Source organism: Mucilaginibacter puniceus, from assembly GCF_054783175.1.
Genome location: NZ_BAAGRB010000002.1, coordinates 141,832 through 161,405, shown reverse-complemented (window position 1 = coordinate 161,405; position 19,574 = coordinate 141,832). Strand labels below are relative to the sequence as shown.

The window sequence follows — 19,574 nt, the reverse complement described above, 5'->3', positions numbered from 1 at the left end:
AAAATTCCACTTTCATTAAAAGCCTCCCAAAATCCGGGAGGCTTTTTTTATTTTAGCCAAAATTGATGAGTTCAGCAAAAACATATATCGAAAAAAAACTGGCAGAACGACAAGCATCTGGTGCCTACCGTACGCTAAAGCCGGAGAATAACCTAGTGGATCTCTGTTCAAATGATTATTTGGGTTTTGCACGATCAATCAATTTAAAAAACACTACAGATAAGGAAATTTTAAGATATCATCAAGTTTTAAATGGCTCAACAGGTTCAAGGTTGATATCGGGTAATTTAGCTTATACCGAAGATCTGGAAAAACAAATAGCTGCCTATCATAATAGCGAAGCCGGGTTAATTTTCAACTCGGGCTATGATGCCAATTTGGGTTTATTTTCTTCCTTACCCCAACGTGGGGATACAATAATTACCGACGAGCTGATACATGCCTCAATAATTGACGGTACCCGCTTAAGCTATGCTAACCGATATACTTTTAGGCATAATGATTTGGCGAGCTTAGAAGCCAAATTAATGCAGGCTAAAGGCATTTGTTATGTAGCCGTAGAGAGTATTTACTCTATGGATGGGGACACACCTTCCCTTTTAGATATAATTACCCTGACTGAAAAATATAACGCTCACTTAATAGTAGATGAGGCACATGCTGTGGGTTTATATAAACACGGGTTAATTAATCGTTTGAACTTACAGGAAAGAGTATTTGCCCGGGTTGTCACTTTTGGCAAAGCTTTAGGCTGTCACGGTGCTATAGTTTTAGGTAGTAATTTGTTAAGGGAATATTTGATCAATTTTTCAAGATCGTTTATTTATACCACGGCCGCTCCTTTTCATCAACTGGCTTCGGTAAAAATGGCTTATGAACTGTTAAAGCACTCTGATAAAGTAATAGAGCAATTAAAAAGCAATATCAGCTTGTTTAAAATCTTAATAGCTAATAATGTTGAGTTGATAGGAAGTGATAGCTCTATCCAGTGCATCCTGCTAAAAAGCAATGAAAAAGCCCGGGGAATGGCTGCAGAATTGCAAAACAAAGGATTAGATGTGCGCGCTATACTAAGCCCTACCGTTCCGCAGGGATTGGAAAGGATAAGGATTTGCCTGCATGCTTATAACACAGCTGAAGAAATAGCGTTGTTAGCTAGTACCATCAATCAATATCATAATGGCTAAAAGAAATTTATTTGTTACAGGAATTGGTACAGGGATTGGTAAAACCATAGTATCGGCTATTTTAACCGAAAAACTAAAAGCCGATTACTGGAAACCGGTGCAGTCTGGTGAATTGGATAATAGCGATACCTTAAAAGTAAAAAACCTGGTAAGCAATACGGTTTCTGTATTTCATGCCGAAACCTACAAGCTAACCCAACCTTATTCGCCCCATAAATCTGCTGCGTTGGATGAATTAGAGATACATCCGACGCAATTTGTATTACCACAAACAAATAATAACTTAATTATTGAAGGTGCAGGCGGCTTAATGGTTCCCTTAAATAATAGCTTTTTGATAATAGACCTTATAAAACAATTAAATGCCGAAGTGGTGCTGGTATCACAAAACTACTTAGGTAGCATAAATCACACGCTACTTTCGGCACAAGCATTAAAACAGTACCAAATACCAGTAGCGGGTATTATTTTTAATGGCGATAAGGATGCTTATTCAGAAGATTTTATTTTACAGTATACCGGATTTAAGCTTTTAGGTCATATTCCACAATATACTGCGCTTAATAAAGTAAGTATAATAACTGCGGGCGATTATATAACGCTTTAAAGCTTACATTCTCTCCGGCACATTAATCCCTAATAAACCCATACCATTGCTGATAACTTTTGCTGCTGCCGCAGATAGTTGTAACCTGAATTGTTTGGTCTGTTCATCCTCAGCCTGAAGGATAGATTTTTCGTGATAAAACTTGTTATAAACCTTGGCTACCTCATATACATAATTGGCGATAATGCCAGGGTTATGCCCTTCAGCCGCTTGTGTTATTGTACCCGGATATTGAGTTAAAGTAACGATCAGATCGCGCTCAACATCAGCCAGTAATGATGCTGTAATATTAGTATTATTTATATACTCTGCCCTGCTTAGTACCGACTTAATACGCGCGTGTGTATACTGTATAAAAGGTCCGGTATGCCCCTGAAAATCCACCGATTCATTAGGGTCAAATAGCAAACGTTTTTTTGGATCAACCTTTAGTAAAAAGTATTTCAAGGCACCCATACCAATGGTATGGTACAGTTCGTTTTTATCCGCTTCGCTAAAGCCATCAACCTTGCCTAAAGCTTCGGTTTGTTGTTTGGCGGTTTGCTCCATTTCATTGATCAGGTCATCGGCATCAACCACCGTACCCTCGCGCGATTTCATTTTACCCGATGGCAGATCAACCATACCATAAGATAAATGGTATAAGCCTTTGGCCCATGACTTGCCCAGTTTATCCAGTATCAAAAACAGCACTTTAAAGTGATAGTCCTGCTCGTTACCCACTACATAAATGGATTGGTCTACTTTATACTCATCATATTTTAATTGTGCCGTGCCCAAATCCTGGGTAATATATACCGAAGTACCATCGCCACGCAATACCAGTTTCTCATCCAACCCATCAGCAGTCAAATCAATCCAAACAGAACCATCTTCCTTTTTAAAGAAAACTCCGTTTTGCAGGCCCTCGTCAATAATATCCTTACCTAATAAATAAGTGTCCGATTCATAGTAGAACTTATCAAAGTCAACACCCAGTTTTTTGTATGTTGTGTTAAATCCTTCATAAACCCAGCTATTCATGGTTTTCCAAAGGTTGATTACTTCGGCATCGCCTGTCTCCCACTTTTGCAGCATTTCCTGGGCTTCTTTAATAAAGGGCGCGTTCTTTTTAGCTTCATCCTCGGTTTGTCCGGCCGCTTTTAGCTCGTCAATTTGCTTTTTATATTCTTTATCAAACAGCACATAATATTTACCCACCAAATGGTCGCCTTTTTCGCCGGTTGATTGTGGGGTTTCGCCATTACCAAATTTTTGCCAGGCCAGCATTGATTTACAGATGTGTATACCCCTATCGTTCACCAAATTGGCCTTTATAACCTCGTATCCCGCTGCTTTCAAAATTTCGGATACTGAATAACCTAACAGATTATTACGCACATGGCCCAGGTGTAAAGGCTTGTTGGTGTTAGGCGAAGAATACTCCACCATTACTTTTTTGCCATTGGGTTTGGCTACGGCAAAATCGTCGGTTAAAATGTCGGTATATAATTGATTTAGCCAATAACTATCAGCTAATGATATATTTAAAAAGCCTTTAATTACGTTAAAATCGGCAACCTCTTTAAGTTCATTTTTAAGGTATTCGCCTATATCTGCCGCGGTTTGCTCGGGCGATTTTTTTGAAAACCTGGTAAACGGAAAAGTAACTATAGTAACCTGCCCTTCAAATTCTTTACGTGTTTCCTGCAGGCCCACAACATCTGCTGTTATATCAGTTTGGTATAAATGTTTAACCGCTTTAACGGTAGCATCAACAATAAAATTCATCCGTCAAAATTAATCAAAATGCCGATAGTTTTTTAGGGGATAATTGACAGTTGATGGTTATTAGTAATCAGCTTATTAAACAAATTACATTACAGCTATAATTTTTCGTTAATAAATAGCTGTTTATTCCGTTTTAAAATCACATTTTTGCCAAAAAATTATTAAATTTTAATTAATGCAGAGTTACCAGGAATTTCTTGATCTGAGTGTTGGCTTCCCGCAGGAAGGCTTTGAGATTATTGAGGACGAATTATACTTTCATGATCTGAACCTGATGGAGATGATCGAGACGTATGGCACTCCATTGCGTTTTACGTATTTGCCTATTATTTCAAAAAAAATACAGCAGGCAAAACTGTTATTTCAGCAGGCTATAATTAAAAACAATTATCGCGGCAGCTATAAGTACTGTTATTGTACAAAAAGCTCGCACTTTAAACATATTGTGGAGGAAGCGTTGAAAAACGAGATCCACCTGGAAACATCATCAGCTTTTGATATGCCGATGATTGATGCTTTAGAGAAAAAAGGCGCGGTATCAAAAGATGTGACTGTAATTTGCAATGGGTTTAAAACCTTTCAATACAAACAGTATATTATTGATATGCTGCATGATGGCTTTAAAAACATCATACCGGTATTAGATAATAAAGAGGAATTTAACCTGTATGATGATGAAGTTGAACTATCTACCCCATGTAACCTGGGTATCCGCATAGCGGCAGAAGAGCAACCGGATTCGCAGTTCTACACCTCACGTTTAGGTGTGCGTATGGAAGATGTGATTGATTTTTACCATAACAAGGTGGAGAAGAACCCCAACTTCCAGGTAAAACTATTACATTTCTTTATCAACTCGGGTATTTCTGATACACCATACTACTGGAACGAGTTAGAAAAATACGTAACCCTATACTGTAAATTCAAAAAGGTTAATCCGGCTTTAGATACATTGGATATTGGTGGCGGAATGCCGTTTAAAGACTCATTAGTGTTTGATTTTGATTATGAATACATGATCAACGAGATAGTGAGCCGTATAAAAGAAATTTGTGCCGAAAACGATACCATTGAACCGGATATTATCACCGAGTTTGGTAAATACACCGTTGCTGAAGCATCAGGTATACTTTATAAGGTTTTGGGCCGTAAACAGCAAAATGACCGTGAAAAATGGTTAATGTTGGACGGATCATTCATTACCAACCTGCCTGATGTTTGGGCGTTAAATCAAAAATACATTTTGTTACCTGTTAACAACTGGGATGCCGAATATGAGCGTGTAAACTTGGGTGGTATTACCTGCGATGGTCAGGATTATTACAATCAGGAAGCACATATGAACAGTGTGTTTATGCCTAAAACCCGTAAGGTACAGTACCTGGGCTTTTTTAATACAGGTGCTTACCAGGAAGTATTAAGCGGATATGGTGGTATACACCATTGCCTGCTGCCATCTCCTAAGCATGTTATTATTCGCCGCAACCGCGATGAGACTTTCAATTTTGAAGTTTTTGGCGAAGAGCAGAATAGTAAGCAGGTATTGAAGATATTAGGGTATACGACTTAATCTCGCCTTTGTCATTCTGAGCGTAGCGAAGAATCTATACACACGCTAGTAATACAATGTATAGATTTCTCTCTACGTTCGAAATGACAAGGTTTATAACTATATTGCATGTAAACGCTTACATTAATGCTTGAAAGTTACGACCTGCATAATATAATGGTAATTGACATTGAAACTGTACCTCAATACAGTGATCATGAGCAATTGCCGGATAACCTTAAAAAGCTGTGGGATCTCAAAACCGTTAATCAGCGTAAAGAAGAAACTGCCGAAAATTTTTACGAGCGTGCGGGTATATGGGCCGAGTTTGGTAAGATCATCTGTATATCTGTTGGCATATTTACGGGCGTAAACCATATTGGCCTGCGTATTAAATCCTTCGCCTCGCATAATGAAAAGGAATTATTAGAAGGCTTTGCAAAATTGCTTAGTCAGCAGTCGCCAAACCTGATTTTATGCGCCCATAATGGTAAGGAGTTTGATTTCCCTTACATTTGCCGCCGTATGCTGATACATGGCATGAAATTTCCGCCTCAATTACAAATTACAGGTAAAAAGCCATGGGAAGTAAACCATTTAGATACCATGGAACTATGGAAATTTGGCGATTACAAAAACTTCACCTCGTTAAATTTGCTAACCGCCATATTTGATATCCCTACTCCTAAAGATGATATTGACGGCAGCATGGTGGGTTCGGTATATTGGAAAGATAACCAGCTTGACCGTATATGCACCTATTGCCAAAAAGATGTGGTAGCTACTGCACAATTATTAAGGCGCTACCGTGGCGAAGAATTAATAGATGAAGAAGATGTTGTAATAGTGGGATCCTGATGCTGCAAATTACTAACCTGCATATCCAGTTTAAAACACCAAATGGTTTATTTGATGCAGTTAAAAACAGTTCATTTACTTTAAGCAAAGGCCAAACCATTGGTATAGTAGGCGAATCAGGTTCGGGCAAGTCTGTCACTTCATTAGCCATTATGCGTTTGTTAGATGAAAAACAAACGATTATTACCGGCAATATTAATTTAGAAGACACTCCACTCCTAACTCTTTCTGAAGACGAGATGAGGCGGGTACGTGGTAACCGTATCGCCATGATATTCCAGGAACCCATGACCTCATTAAATCCGGTACTAACCTGTGGTTTTCAAGTGACGGAGGCGATACAATTGCATTTAGGATTAAGTAAAGACGAGGCAAAAGAACATACCATCAAGCTATTTAACGAGGTGCAACTACCACGCCCTGAAGCCATATTTGATAGCTACCCTCACCAAATATCAGGTGGGCAAAAGCAACGGGTAATGATAGCAATGGCATTATCCTGTAATCCCGAAATATTGATTGCAGATGAGCCAACAACAGCTTTAGATGTAACTGTACAAAAGACTATAATAGAGTTACTTATACGAATAAAGGCAGAACGCGGAATGAGCCTGATATTCATTTCGCACGACCTGGGTGTTATACGTGAGGTAGCCGATCATGTATTGGTGATGTATGGTGGAGATATAGTAGAATCGGCAAGTATTGATACGCTTTTTTTAAAACCGCAGCACCCTTATACCAAGGGCTTGTTAGCCTGCCGTCCATCGCCCGAACATCATTTAAAAAAATTGCCAATAATAGCTGACTTTATGAATGGCAATGCCACGGCAGATGTTGAACAGATCAGAACAAAATACCATTACCCTGCATCAGAAATATCGGAACGGAAGAAAAAACTATATAAACAGCAACCTATTTTAACGGTAGATGGTTTATCAACATGGTTCCCTATAAGTTCCGGCATATTAGGAAATACAACCCAGGTAGTTAAAGCCGTAAACAACGCAAGCTTTGATGTATACCCTGGTGAAACCTTGGGCTTAGTTGGCGAATCAGGAAGTGGCAAAACTACTTTAGGGCGAAGTATATTGCGTTTAATAGAGCCCAATGCAGGCAATATATATTTTGAGGGAACTAATCTTTGCAAGGTTAACAAAAGCCAAATGCGCGATATAAGGCGAGATATACAAATTATTTTCCAAGACCCCTATTCCGCTTTAAATCCACGCTTAACGGTTGGCGAATCCATTATGGAACCATTACAAGTGCATAAACTTTATAATAATAATATAGGTCGTAAGCAAAGGGTAATGGATTTATTGGAACGAGTGAATTTATTACCTGAGCATTTTAACCGTTATCCTCATGAGTTTTCGGGTGGTCAACGGCAGCGTATTGTTATTGCCCGTGCGCTGGCCCTGCAACCAAAGTTTATTATTTGCGATGAATCCGTTTCGGCGCTTGATGTTTCTGTGCAGGCACAGGTACTTAATTTAATTCGCAAGTTACAGCAGGAGTTTAATTTAACCTATATATTCATATCGCATGATCTGGCTGTTATTAAGCATATATCGGATCGTATAATGGTAATGAACCAGGGAGAAATTGTGGAGATAGCTGATGCTGATGAAGTGTACAATAACCCACAAAATGAGTATACTAAAAAACTTATTGATGCCATTCCGCGTTTATAAGATAGTTGTCTTAATCTTCACATAACAACTCAACATATCTAACTTAATACATTATAGCTATCTTTAGCATAAATACTATTTTACTACATGTCAAAAAAGAAACACGGTTCAACTATAGATCAGGTACTTACTCAAATGGTACTTGATGTTTTTGAACAAAATGGAAATACCCCACTCAATTATAAACAGGTTACGGCCAAACTTAATATCCGCGACCCTGAAGCAAAATATACCATACACGATATATTAAAGGAAGAGACTTTTAAACAGGTTTTAAAAGAGGTTTCACCCGGTAAATATCAATTATTAGAGTTAAAAACATTTGTTGAAGGTAAAGTAGATTTGACTAATGACGGCTCGGCGTTTATAATTACCGATGATGAAAACGAAACAGATATTTTTGTTGCCCCGCGCAAATTACGTAATGCTTTAAACGGGGACCGTGTTAAGGTTTATGTATATGCCAAAAGCCGTGGCCGCAACAAAGAAGGCGAGGTAATTGAAATACTGCAAAGGGCAAAAATGGAGTTTACAGGTATTGTAAAATTATCAGACCGTTATGCCTTTTTTATTCCGGATGACCGGAAAATGATGCATGATATTTTTATCCCTATTAGCGAATTAAACGGTGCTAAAAACGGCATAAAAGCCGTAGCCGAAATTACCGATTGGCCTGCAGGTGCTAAAAACCCGGTGGGGCGAATTAAACACGTTTTAGGCCAGCAGGGCGATAATGATACCGAAATGAACGCCATTCTGGCTGAATACGGTTTTCCTCTATCCTTCCCGGCTGAAGTTGAAAAAGATGCCGAAGACATCCCGGCAGATATTACCCCGCAGGAAATAGCTAAAAGACGTGATTTTAGAGACGTTATCACATTTACCATTGATCCATTTGATGCTAAAGATTTTGATGATGCCATATCCTTTAAAATACTGGATAACGGCAACTTTGAAGTTGGTGTACATATAGCCGATGTTTCGCATTATATCATTCCCGATTCACCTTTGGATAAAGAAGCTTTTGACCGTGGCACATCCGTTTATTTGGTAGACAGGGTTATACCGATGCTGCCCGAGCGTCTATCAAACGGATTATGTTCATTGCGACCTAAAGAAGATAAATTATGCTTTGCGGCTGTATTTGAGTTAGATGATAATGCCAATATTATGACCGAATGGTTTGGCCGTACAGTTATCCACTCTGACAGGCGTTTCACTTATGAGGAAGTACAGGAAGTTATTGAAACCCAACAAGGTGATTTTGTTAGTGAAATTTTAAAGCTAAACGAGCTTGCTCATATACTGCGCGACCGCAAGTTTAAAAATGGCGCCATCAGCTTTGAAACCACCGAGGTTAAGTTTCATTTGGATGAAAAGGGTAAACCAACAGGTGTTTACGTTAAAGAGCGAAAAGACGCACATAAATTGATTGAAGATTTTATGTTGCTGGCCAATAAAAAGGTGGCTGAATTTATTAGTAAAAAGGGCAAAGGAAAGCATAAATATACTTTTGTATACCGTGCGCATGATTCGCCTAAACCTGAAGCATTGGCTAGTTTTGCACAATTTGCTTCAAGATTTGGCTATAAGATCAATACCAAATCAGATAAAGAAATTGCCCGTTCGCTTAATTTTTTAATGGAGGATGTAGAAGGTAAAAAGGAGCAGAACGTGTTAACGCACCTGGCTATTCGCTCAATGGCCAAAGCTATTTATACCACTAAAAGCAGTAGCCATTATGGTTTGGCGTTTGATCATTATACCCACTTCACCTCCCCTATACGCCGTTACCCGGATGTGATGGTGCATCGTTTATTGCAGCATTACTTAGATGGTGGTCAATCTGTAAATGCAGATCATTATGAAAAACTGAGCCAGCATAGTTCGCAAATGGAGAAACGTGCGGCTGACGCTGAGCGTGCATCAATAAAATATAAACAGGCCGAATTTTTAAAAGACCAGGTGGGACAAATTTATGATGGTGTAATATCCGGGGTTACGGAATGGGGAATGTATGTAGAGATCATTGAAAATAAATGCGAAGGGATGATACGCCTGCGTGATATTGCCGATGATTTTTATACTTTAGACGAAAAAAATTATGCGATAATCGGTCAGAAGAAAAAGAAGGTTTACCAGTTGGGTGATGAAGTACAGATACGGGTAAAAACAGTTGACCTTACTAAAAAGCAGATCGATTTTTCGTTAGTACAAGGATAGAGTTGATTAAGTTAGATTAGGTTAATTAAGTGAATAGTTTATAACCGCTCACTTTATCAACCCAATCAACTACTCACTAAATAAAACATGAGAAAACTTGAAGATTTACAGGGCGTTATAAGTGAAGCAATTAATAAACTTACATTTCCTACGCACCCTGCCGAACTATATGAACCATTAACCTACATCTTATCTATTGGCGGTAAACGTATGAGGCCTGCTTTGCTATTGATGGCATGCGACTTGTTTGGGGGTGATATTGATGAAGCATTATCACCGGCATTAGCTATTGAAGTATTTCACAACTTTACGCTGATGCATGATGATATTATGGATAACGCCCCGCTACGACGTGGCCGCGTTACCGTACATGAGCGTTGGAACAAAAATGTAGCTATTTTATCCGGCGACGTGATGCATATGGAAGGCTACAAGTTAATGATGAAGGTACCAGATCATTTATTAAGACAAATCCTCGAAATTTTTAATGAAACAGCAGTAGGTGTATGTGAGGGGCAGCAGATAGATATGGAATTTGAGCAACGCGGTGATGTTGCCATTGATGAATATATTGAAATGATACGCCTTAAAACCGCGGTGGTATTAGGTGGCGCTTTAAAAATAGGAGCGTTGATTGGTGGGGCTGATAAAAAGGATGCTGACCTCTTATGCAGCTTTGGTGAAAATTTGGGTATAGCATTCCAGTTACAGGATGATATATTGGATGTATATGGTGATCCGGCAAAATTTGGCAAGCAAGTAGGCGGCGATATCATATCAAACAAAAAGACATATTTGCTGATAAAAGCATTGGAATTGGCCGAAGGCGAAACAGCTGAACTTTTAACACACATATTGGATAATAAGGATTTTATAAGCGAGGATAAGGTAAAAGCCGTAACCGCCATATATAACTCGTTAGATATACGCCAGTATGCCGACAACGAGATGCAGGCGTATGCTGATAAAGCATTTGCTGCACTTGATGCTATTAACCTACCCGACGACCATAAACAATACCTGCGCGATTTTGCAGACGGGTTGATGGTAAGGGAGAATTAAAACCATAAAAAAAGCGACCAGTTTAGGCTGGTCGCTTTTTTAATTATAACAGGTTTTGATTTAAAGTGCTAATTCGTGGTTAGTACATAATACCCGGTATTTGCTTTTGGCTAACTCAAATCCACCAAATAATAACGTGCAGAATAAAGCATCGCCCAACACCATATTTTTCTCAAAAGGAATAGCTGCTATTAATGACTCACCGTAACCTACAAAGGTATTTGGATATATAGTGCCATAAAAAATTGGCAGATCCATAATTAACCAATGTACAATAACACCGGCTAAAGAGCCTAAAAATATGTTTACAAAATTTGCTTTTTTAATAAATGTGCCAATAAATACCATTAATGCAAAACACACATACATACCTAATGAATAGGTGTTCCAAAAAGGCTGATTATACAGTTGGTTAATAATAATATCGCTCGCAAACATAGTGGTTAATACCACCAGGTATGCTTTCCATTTATCAGTAAAGTAAGCACCGCCAAATAAAGCAATAGCGCCAACCGGGGTAAAATTGCTTAGTAAGTTTTGATATTCATAGCTAACTAAACGCATTGCTGCTGCTGCAACAATAAGTAGTATTAAAACAACAGTACGGGTATTGATCTTTTGTAAACTCATTTTATTAATTGTGTGATGTAAAATTACGTATTAATTTCTTACTTATCAATCAGCGTAATTTTACCCGGGTTTATGCCAACGGTAATTGAATACTCTTTTTTTCCGTTTTTATCAAAGGCGTACACCGTTCCGTTTGAAGAGTAATCTTTTGCATCAGCAATAAACACCTCACCTGTCCTGATATCGGTAGTTATAGCATAAGGCTCGCTGATTGTTGTGCCATCAGTAATAAAATTAGCTGATGTTATAGTTTGCGTTTTAGTATTATACACCGCTATTTTTTTATCACCTGTTGGATAATATAAAAAGTCGCCGTTTATAGCCATAGGTATATTATAGTATAATGACGGGTTAGTTGTAGTTTTTACCACATCAGTAACATTATTTATAACAGTCATACCTCCTTCAATATTGCCATAATTACCTAATGATAATACATATACATTGCCATTATTATCGGCGGTAATAGTAACCGGATTATCAATTACCGTAATTTTCTTGGTTTCAGTCAAGGTATTAAGGTCAATTACTGATACCGTTTTATCAAAGTTAGGGTAATCCAATCCGCCTGAGTTTGCTACATACAGCTTGCCATTTGACACCACCATTTGCTCAGGTGCACGGCCAACATTTATAGTCTTGGTGATAGTTAATGTTGCAGTATCAATTACCGATACCGTATTACTGTAAGAGGTTACAAAAACATTCCCTTTATAAAAAGCTACACTGCGCGGCTGACTAAGTGTAATTTGTTTAATGAATTTGGCACCTTTGGCACTTACCACAGTAACAATATTTGAATAATTAACGGCTATATACATTTTTGAGCCTGATATAACAGCGTCATTACCTGTATCACCTAATTTATTGGCATTCGCGGCAAAAAACTGGTCTGCTGTAAGGGTTTTAGTAGCATAATCATAATAGGTTAAAGTACTGTTGTTTTTACCAATGCCTCCCTGGTTCAATACGTAAATATTAGCGTTAGGTATTCCTGCATCAGGCGTAATTTTATCCTTACGGCATGATGCCAGTACGGTTACAAGTGATAAAAGTAATAGGTAATTGAGTTTAAATTGTTTCATGGTATTATATTTTATATAGTTATTTGAAATGAAATTCGGAATGAGCGGCCCGGCATAGGGTAACTTTGTATGACTACATAATCCTTATTAAATAGGTTATTTATTTCTGCAGATAAAATAACAGGAAGCCTGTTTACAAATGATTTGTACACTACAGATAAATCACCTACAGCATAAGGTGCCAGGTAAGAATCAGGCAGATTGTTGTTGGTATAATACCTGGATGAGGATATCATCTGGTTATAATACACCCCTATCGGCCCCTTATTAATACCGGCGTTTATCGCCACCGTATGTAGCGGTATATACGGCAATTGATTAAAATAGGTAGAAGATGTAGGATCTGTTACATCAAGAGCCTGCTGGTATGAATAATTTACAGAAAGTAACCCTTTATAACTTTTAGAAATATTAGCTTGTGTTTTCACACTCACATCCAATCCCTTAATATCAACCTTGCCAAAGTTTTGTACCGACCCGTTATAGGTATTAGGTGTATATACAATTTTGTTGGTTACGTTGTTATAATAGGCGTCTGCGGTAAAACCAATATAATCTAACCACCCGGTTAAAGCTTTATTGTAACTAATCCCCAGGTCATATTGATTAGTAAACTCAGGTTTGATGTTGGTATTAGTTACAAAACCATAATACAGCTCATTAAATGTAGGCACGCGGAATATATACTTATAGTATCCCCTTACTTTAAAATTTTGGTCTGTAAATGGCCGTAGTGTAGCCATTAAAGTAGGCGAGTAGACATTACTATTGGGCACAGTTGTTCCGGTGCGTACTGTTTCGCTAATGTTGGTATTTAGCAAGCTGGCCTGCAAAGTAATTTTATTTAGCACAAGATTTGTTGCGACTACATTTAACAGCGTAGTACGGGTTGGGTATTTAAAATTAGCGCGATCAGCCCCCATATTGTTTACCGACAGATCAACCGCGTAGGATACGTCCCAATTAGGCAAAATATGATAGGATATTGCTGCCGACTGGTAATATTCGCGCTGTGTAAAGCGCTGATCTAACACACCTGCTGTATTGGGAAATTGCGGATCAAGGTAACGCAGGTTGTTTTTTGAAAATTTAGCATTCAGCAACAAATTAAAAACAGATTTCCAGCTATGCTGATAGCTTGACTGTATAAACAAATCCTGGTTCCATAAACGTTGGCCCGATGGTGGCGGTGTGTATAATACTACCGGACCCGGCAACCCCCTGTCTGAGTTATAGTAGTTAACACGCAGGTTAAACTTATTACTATCGTTTTTGGCCCAGTATATGGCACCGTCAATTTGCTGCGCACTTATAGCCGAGCTTACACGCTTTTGCTGCGTAGTAGTATTGCCATTATGAATTTTATAAGGGTACTCACCATTAGCGTATTGTGTATAACCATTTATAACAAAGGCCCACGTAGCATTTAAGCGTTGTTGCCATTGTACATAAGGGTTAAACAAACCAAAACTCCCCCCCTTTACCCCAGCTGTAATTTGATATGGCTTTGCAGCATTCAGCAAGGGCTTAATAGTTTTTATTGATAATACGCTGGCCGCTGCAAAAGATCGTGCCGACTGAAGCAGATATGGCGGCTGGCCATTGTATAAAGTAATTTCCTGTACATTATTCAGATTTAGCTTACCCAGATCAACCTGGCCATTCTCGGCATCATTAATTTGAATACCATCAAACAATACTGCTGTATGATTAGCACCTAACCCGCGCACAGATACCGTTTTTAGTCCGCCTATGCCACCGTAATCCTTAATATTTACTCCAGAGAAGTTACGGATAGCGTCAGCCACATTAAAGGCATTATAGCGAGTAAAATCGGTATTGTTAATTTGTTGTGCAGGTACAATGGTTTGCAGCACAGGGATAGTAGATGAGTTTATTTTAACCTCGTTTAGCTTTCTGGTAGTATCATTTTGTGCTAACGCGATGACAGGCAGGCATAAAAACAACGATACACCTGTTAAGACTAATAGTCTTAAATAGTTGTAAGTGTATGTAATTGTTATTTTCATGCTGTTGCTTTAGCACAGCTGCCGAAATAGAAAATATGGAAATGCGAACGCGGTCTTTCAGTGAAGAGCATTTACAATCCAAGCTTCAATCCCCGAAAGCTGTGAATAATTATATAATGCTCTGGCAGGTCTTCTGACTTACTCCCCTTTCGTCCTGCCTTCCCATCCTGAATAGATCAGGGCAGTGGCCAATAGAATGGACTGTGGTTTTGGAGCTTACAGCTGCGGGACAGTTACGGAGTTACACCGTATTCCCTTTTAATCCTTAACAATATGCCGTTAAGAAACCTAAAGCGCTGCAAACCTACAATAAGTATTTGTAAAGAGCAATACAAAGTGTCCGAATAGTTTTTAAAACTCTAATAGCTTTATTCTGTTAAACCTATATTATAAACATCTAATACTATGGCAACAAGAGCATCAACTCCTATTAAACAAAAATCGGCACACCAGGCTGATAATATAAATTTAAACTGGCCCGAGCGATATATCTCTATCGCTGCAGGCGTAAAACTAACCTTTTCGGGTTTAAAGAAATTGTTTTCAAGTCCCCTTACCAGTATTTTAAAACTTGGTGCAGGTGGATATTTAGTAAATCGTGGTATTAGCGGCCACTGTGCTTTATATTCAAAAATCGGCAAAGACACCCAAGAGCCTATTAATGTAGATATCCGTTCATCATTTACTATAGATAAACCACGCAAACAGGTTTATGATTTTTGGCGCAAATTAGATAATCTACCCTTGTTTATGAACCACCTGGAAAGCGTAGAAGTTATAGATAGTACACGTTCGCACTGGGTGTTAAAACTACCTACAGGCGTAGGCAGCGTAAGCTGGGATGCCGAAATTGTAAAAGACAAACCCAATGAAGTAATTGGGTGGAGTTCATTACCTAACTCTATCATTGACAATGCCGGTAAAGTTTACTTTAGGGATACCGAAGATGGAAAAGGAACTGTTATAGATGTTGTGATTACTTATCAGCCACCAGCAGGCGGTGTTGGTGCAAGTATTGCACATGTATTAAACCCTTTATTTAAAAATATTGTAGACACCGATGTGCGCAACTTTAAGCAATATATGGATATTGATAAAAATTTAAAACCTATTACCCACGCTACACGGTCGCATAAAATACATTCCAATTAAACATTCGCTGCCTTGTACTAAAATCATGGTTTACACAACTTAACACATTTTGGTTAATTTATTTTATAAATTATTGTAAATCAATTATTTAAATAAAAATGTATCAAAAATGTGTAAACCATGATTTTTTACCGTAGTCCAGATCTACAAGCCGGGCTAACGGCTTTATTTAATAAGGGTTGCACCTACAGAGCAATTTTCTTTTCTATGGTTCTCTTTGTCGATAAATTGTCTCATAGGGACAAAACCTTTGTAGAAAAATACAATATTTAAGTATTTGCTCCGTAGGTGCATCCCACCGCTGCCCAAGGACGAATAGCATTTTAAAACCAAAAAGGCCTCCCGGTTATCGGAAAGCCTTTTTAAATCTGTGATATCACCAACGACCGGTGAAATCTTATAAAATTATTTTACAGCATCAACGATGGCTTTAAAAGCATCCGGGTTGTTCATGGCTAAGTCAGCCAAAACTTTACGGTTTAAACCAATTTCTTTAGCGGTTAATTTACCCATTAATACGGAGTAAGATAAACCATGCTGACGGGCACCTGCGTTAATACGCTGTATCCATAAAGCTCTAAATTCTCTTTTCTTGGTTTTTCTATCGCGATATGCGTATTGTAAACCTTTTTCAACTGTGTTTTTAGCAACGGTATAAACCTTGCTGCGTGAACCCCAATAACCTTTGGCAAGGTTCATGATCCTTTTTCTACGTCTTCTCGACGCTACGGCATTTACTGAACGTGGCATTTGTTTGTCTTTTTGGTAGTGAGTGCTTCGCTTTTATTACGAAAACTTAAAACTCTAATACCTGGTTAAAAATTTGTTTAATTACTTCCCGATACAAAGCATACGTTTAACATTACCTAAATCTCCATCAGACACTAAGCTGGTGTGACCTAAGTTACGTTTACGTTTTGTCGACATCTTAGTTAAGATGTGGCTTTTGTATGCGTTCTTTCTTGTGATTTTACCGGTTCCAGTAAGCTTAAAACGCTTTTTAGCACTGGAATTGGTTTTCATTTTTGGCATAACCTGTTATATATATTAATTTAATTTATTCTGTTTAAGGTGAAAGCTAAAAGGCGAAAGCAGAAAGGTTTTAACTAATCTCTAATCACCAATAACTAATCACTATTTCTTAGCTCCTTTTGAAGCAACTGTTAAAAACATACGTTTTCCTTCCAGTTTTGGTAATTGCTCCACTTTACCCACTTCTTCTAACGCTTGTGCAAATCTAAGCAGTAATATTTCTCCCTGCTCTTTGTATACAATTGCACGGCCTTTAAAGTGAACGTATGCTCTTACTTTTTCGCCTTGCTCTAAAAACTTAGTAGCATGTTTTAGTTTAAAGTCAAAATCGTGGTCATCCGTGTTCGGTCCGAAACGGATCTCCTTAATAACTGTTTGCTTGGCGTTACTTTTTATCTCCTTCATCTTTTTCTTCTGCTCGTAAATGAACTTATTGTAGTCAGTTACTTTACAAACAGGCGGAACAGCGTTAGGAGAAATTTCAACCAGGTCCAATTCTTGTTCTTCGGCAATGGCTAAAGCATCTCTTAATGAATATACTCCCTGCTCTACATTGTCGCCTACTAAGCGTACTTCTGTAGCCCTGATGAATTGGTTGATGTTGTGTTCAGCTTCTTTTTTCTTAAAAGGAAGCCTGGGTCCTCTGTTAAAAGGTTTGTTTAATGCCAAGTTATACGGTTATTTCTTTAATTATTTGTTGTTTAAACTCTTCAATGCTCATACTCCCCAAATCACCCTGACCATGTTTACGAACAGAAACCACACCTTCGGCTTCCTCTTTTTCGCCCACTATCAGCATATAAGGGATCTTTTTAACTTCAGCATCACGGATCTTACGACCTATTTTCTCATCTCTAAAGTCAATCAGCCCGCAAATATCGGAATCTTTTAATACATCAGAAAGTTTTTTTGCATATTCTTCGTATTTTTCAGATATAGGCAGTATAATAAATTGCTCTGGTGATAACCATAATGGAAAATTACCGGCGCAATGTTCAATTAATACAGCTACAAAACGCTCTAACGAACCAAACGGTGCACGGTGTATCATAACCGGGCGGTGCTTCATATTATCACTACCGGTATATTCCAGTTCAAAACGCTCAGGCAGGTTATAATCAACCTGTATGGTACCTAATTGCCATTTACGGCCTAAGGCATCTTTCACCATAAAGTCAAGCTTAGGGCCATAAAATGCAGCCTCGCCTAACTCAACAACAGTTTTTAAACCTTTTTCTTCAGCAGCTTCAATAATTGCCGACTCGGCTAATGCCCAGTTTTCGTCAGTACCAATGTATTTAGCTTTATTTTCCGGATCGCGAAGCGATATTTGAGCTGTATAATCATCAAAGCCTAATGCTCCAAATACATATAGTACCAGGTCAATTACCTTTTTAAATTCTTCCTTAACCTGGTCAGGACGGCAAAATAAGTGCGCATCGTCCTGTGTAAAGCCACGCACACGGGTCAAGCCATGTAATTCTCCACTTTGTTCGTAACGGTAAACAGTTCCAAACTCGGCCAACCTAACAGGCAGATCTTTATATGAGCGTGGTTTAGTTTTATATATCTCGCAGTGGTGAGGGCAGTTCATCGGTTTTAAAAAGAACTCCTCTCCCTCCTGCGGTGTTTTTATGGGTTGAAATGAATCGGCACCATACTTTTCGTAGTGTCCGGAGGTTACGTACAGGTTTTTATGTCCGATATGCGGCGTGATAACCTGCTCATAACCAGACTTAACCTGTGCTTTTTGCAAAAAGTTAGTTAAACGTTCACGCAAAGCAGTTCCTTTAGGTAACCATAATGGTAAACCCATCCCCACTTTTTCAGAGAAAGCAAATAGTTCTAACTCTTTACCCAACTTACGGTGATCGCGTTTTTTTGCCTCTTCCAGTAAAACCAAATATTCGGTTAACTCACTAGCTTTAGGGAAAGTTACACCGTAAATACGGGTTAACTGTTTACGGCTTTCATCGCCGCGCCAATATGCACCGGCAACACTCATTAACTTAACGGCTTTTATAAACCCGGTATTAGGTATATGCGGTCCTCGGCACAAATCGGTAAAGTTACCTTGTGTATAAAAGGTAATAGCACCATCCGGCAGATCTTTGATCAGATCCAGCTTGTACTCATCGCCTTTTTCAGTAAAGTAAGCTATAGCATCGGCTTTGCTAATAGGTTTACGAGTAAACTCCTCTTTAGTTTTAGCCAGCTCAATTATTTTATCTTCAATTTTTTTGAACTCCTCTGATGAGAATTCCCGGTCGCCAAAATCAACATCATAATAAAAACCGGTTTCAATAGCCGGGCCTATACCAAATTTGGTACCCGGGTAAAGTGCTTCTAAAGCTTCGGCCATTAGGTGGGCAGACGAATGCCAAAAGGTTGATTTACCTTTAACATCGTTCCAGGTTAATAATTTAACATGCGAATCTTTTTCAATGGCACGGCCGGCATCCCAAACCTCGCCATCAACTTCGGCGGCTAATACATTACGGGCTAAGCCTTCGGAGATCGACAACGCGATCTGCATGGAAGTAACTCCTTGTTCGTATTCACGAACGGAGCCATCAGGAAGTGTAATACTAATCATCTACAACTATGATTTAAACGTTTATAAAATTACTTTTTACTGATCACCTACTAATGTGATCTTTTATTTGAGTGGCAAATTTAAGAATAATTGATG

Annotated in this window: 16 protein-coding genes and 1 riboswitch; of the genes, 8 read left to right on the top strand and 8 right to left on the bottom strand. The window is 38.5% G+C overall.

Annotation, left to right across the window (positions count from 1 at the left end; translation table 11 throughout):
* The first annotated feature begins 65 nt into the window (after nucleotides 1–65).
* Nucleotides 66–1,187, top strand: a complete 1,122-nt coding sequence (locus tag ACYVJ6_RS07525; RefSeq protein ID WP_460693437.1) for an aminotransferase class I/II-fold pyridoxal phosphate-dependent enzyme — start codon at nucleotides 66–68, stop codon at nucleotides 1,185–1,187.
* Entirely contained in the window at nucleotides 1,180–1,794 is a 615-nt protein-coding gene (bioD, locus tag ACYVJ6_RS07520) for a dethiobiotin synthase (RefSeq protein ID WP_460693436.1), read from the top strand. Before ACYVJ6_RS07525 ends, bioD begins: the two co-directional genes overlap by 8 nt.
* 3 nt (nucleotides 1,795–1,797) lie before the next feature.
* Here bioD and argS read toward each other — a convergent pair whose 3' ends face one another.
* Nucleotides 1,798–3,564, bottom strand: coding sequence for an arginine--tRNA ligase (argS, locus tag ACYVJ6_RS07515; protein ID WP_460693435.1), 1,767 nt, complete (start codon nucleotides 3,562–3,564; stop codon nucleotides 1,798–1,800).
* Between the two features lie 175 nt (nucleotides 3,565–3,739).
* Here argS and ACYVJ6_RS07510 point away from each other — a divergent pair, with 175 nt between their 5' ends.
* The 5 genes from ACYVJ6_RS07510 to ACYVJ6_RS07490 all read left to right on the top strand — a co-directional run bounded on the left by ACYVJ6_RS07510 (nucleotide 3,740) and on the right by ACYVJ6_RS07490 (nucleotide 10,953).
* Nucleotides 3,740–5,134, top strand: a complete 1,395-nt coding sequence (locus ACYVJ6_RS07510) for an arginine decarboxylase (protein ID WP_460693434.1) — start codon at nucleotides 3,740–3,742, stop codon at nucleotides 5,132–5,134.
* A 126-nt stretch (nucleotides 5,135–5,260) separates the two neighbouring features.
* On the top strand, nucleotides 5,261–5,971 hold the full coding sequence (locus ACYVJ6_RS07505; RefSeq protein WP_460693433.1) for a 3'-5' exonuclease: 711 nt from the start codon (nucleotides 5,261–5,263) through the stop codon (nucleotides 5,969–5,971).
* Nucleotides 5,971–7,668: an ABC transporter ATP-binding protein gene (locus ACYVJ6_RS07500; protein WP_460693432.1), complete on the top strand. Its 1,698-nt coding sequence runs from the start codon at nucleotides 5,971–5,973 to the stop codon at nucleotides 7,666–7,668. The genes ACYVJ6_RS07505 and ACYVJ6_RS07500 overlap by 1 nt, the downstream gene beginning before the upstream one ends.
* Nucleotides 7,669–7,755: 87 nt before the next feature.
* Nucleotides 7,756–9,891 carry a ribonuclease R gene (gene rnr / locus ACYVJ6_RS07495; RefSeq protein WP_460693431.1) on the top strand — a complete coding sequence of 712 codons (2,136 nt, stop codon included), beginning with the start codon at nucleotides 7,756–7,758 and terminating at the stop codon, nucleotides 9,889–9,891.
* Nucleotides 9,892–9,978: 87 nt separating this feature from the next.
* Nucleotides 9,979–10,953: a polyprenyl synthetase family protein gene (locus tag ACYVJ6_RS07490; protein WP_460693430.1), complete on the top strand. Its 975-nt coding sequence runs from the start codon at nucleotides 9,979–9,981 to the stop codon at nucleotides 10,951–10,953.
* Nucleotides 10,954–11,013: 60 nt separating this feature from the next.
* Here ACYVJ6_RS07490 and ACYVJ6_RS07485 read toward each other — a convergent pair whose 3' ends face one another.
* The 3 genes from ACYVJ6_RS07485 to ACYVJ6_RS07475 are packed head-to-tail and all read right to left on the bottom strand — an operon-like array spanning nucleotide 11,014 to nucleotide 14,698.
* Nucleotides 11,014–11,583 (bottom strand): DUF6580 family putative transport protein, encoded by a 570-nt coding sequence (locus ACYVJ6_RS07485; protein ID WP_460693429.1) that lies wholly within the window; start codon nucleotides 11,581–11,583, stop codon nucleotides 11,014–11,016.
* A gap of 38 nt (nucleotides 11,584–11,621) precedes the next feature.
* Nucleotides 11,622–12,668: a DUF5074 domain-containing protein gene (locus ACYVJ6_RS07480; RefSeq protein WP_460693428.1), complete on the bottom strand. Its 1,047-nt coding sequence runs from the start codon at nucleotides 12,666–12,668 to the stop codon at nucleotides 11,622–11,624.
* 11 nt (nucleotides 12,669–12,679) lie between these two features.
* Nucleotides 12,680–14,698, bottom strand: coding sequence for a TonB-dependent receptor plug domain-containing protein (locus ACYVJ6_RS07475; protein ID WP_460693427.1), 2,019 nt, complete (start codon nucleotides 14,696–14,698; stop codon nucleotides 12,680–12,682).
* A 106-nt stretch (nucleotides 14,699–14,804) separates the two neighbouring features.
* A riboswitch (cobalamin riboswitch) is annotated at nucleotides 14,805–15,006 on the bottom strand.
* A gap of 97 nt (nucleotides 15,007–15,103) precedes the next feature.
* Here ACYVJ6_RS07475 and ACYVJ6_RS07470 point away from each other — a divergent pair.
* Nucleotides 15,104–15,850 (top strand): SRPBCC family protein, encoded by a 747-nt coding sequence (locus ACYVJ6_RS07470; protein ID WP_460693426.1) that lies wholly within the window; start codon nucleotides 15,104–15,106, stop codon nucleotides 15,848–15,850.
* 405 nt (nucleotides 15,851–16,255) lie between these two features.
* Here ACYVJ6_RS07470 and rplT read toward each other — a convergent pair whose 3' ends face one another.
* From rplT to thrS, 4 genes are all read right to left on the bottom strand, one after another.
* Entirely contained in the window at nucleotides 16,256–16,600 is a 345-nt protein-coding gene (gene rplT, locus ACYVJ6_RS07465) for a 50S ribosomal protein L20 (RefSeq protein WP_460693425.1), read from the bottom strand.
* Between the two features lie 81 nt (nucleotides 16,601–16,681).
* Complete coding sequence (rpmI, locus tag ACYVJ6_RS07460; RefSeq protein WP_460693424.1) at nucleotides 16,682–16,882, bottom strand: 50S ribosomal protein L35; 201 nt, start codon at nucleotides 16,880–16,882, stop codon at nucleotides 16,682–16,684.
* Nucleotides 16,883–16,984: 102 nt separating this feature from the next.
* Complete coding sequence (gene infC, locus ACYVJ6_RS07455; RefSeq protein ID WP_460693423.1) at nucleotides 16,985–17,551, bottom strand: translation initiation factor IF-3; 567 nt, start codon at nucleotides 17,549–17,551, stop codon at nucleotides 16,985–16,987.
* Between the two features lies 1 nt (nucleotide 17,552).
* Nucleotides 17,553–19,478, bottom strand: coding sequence for a threonine--tRNA ligase (gene thrS / locus ACYVJ6_RS07450; RefSeq protein WP_460693422.1), 1,926 nt, complete (start codon nucleotides 19,476–19,478; stop codon nucleotides 17,553–17,555).
* Nucleotides 19,479–19,574 lie beyond the last annotated feature (96 nt).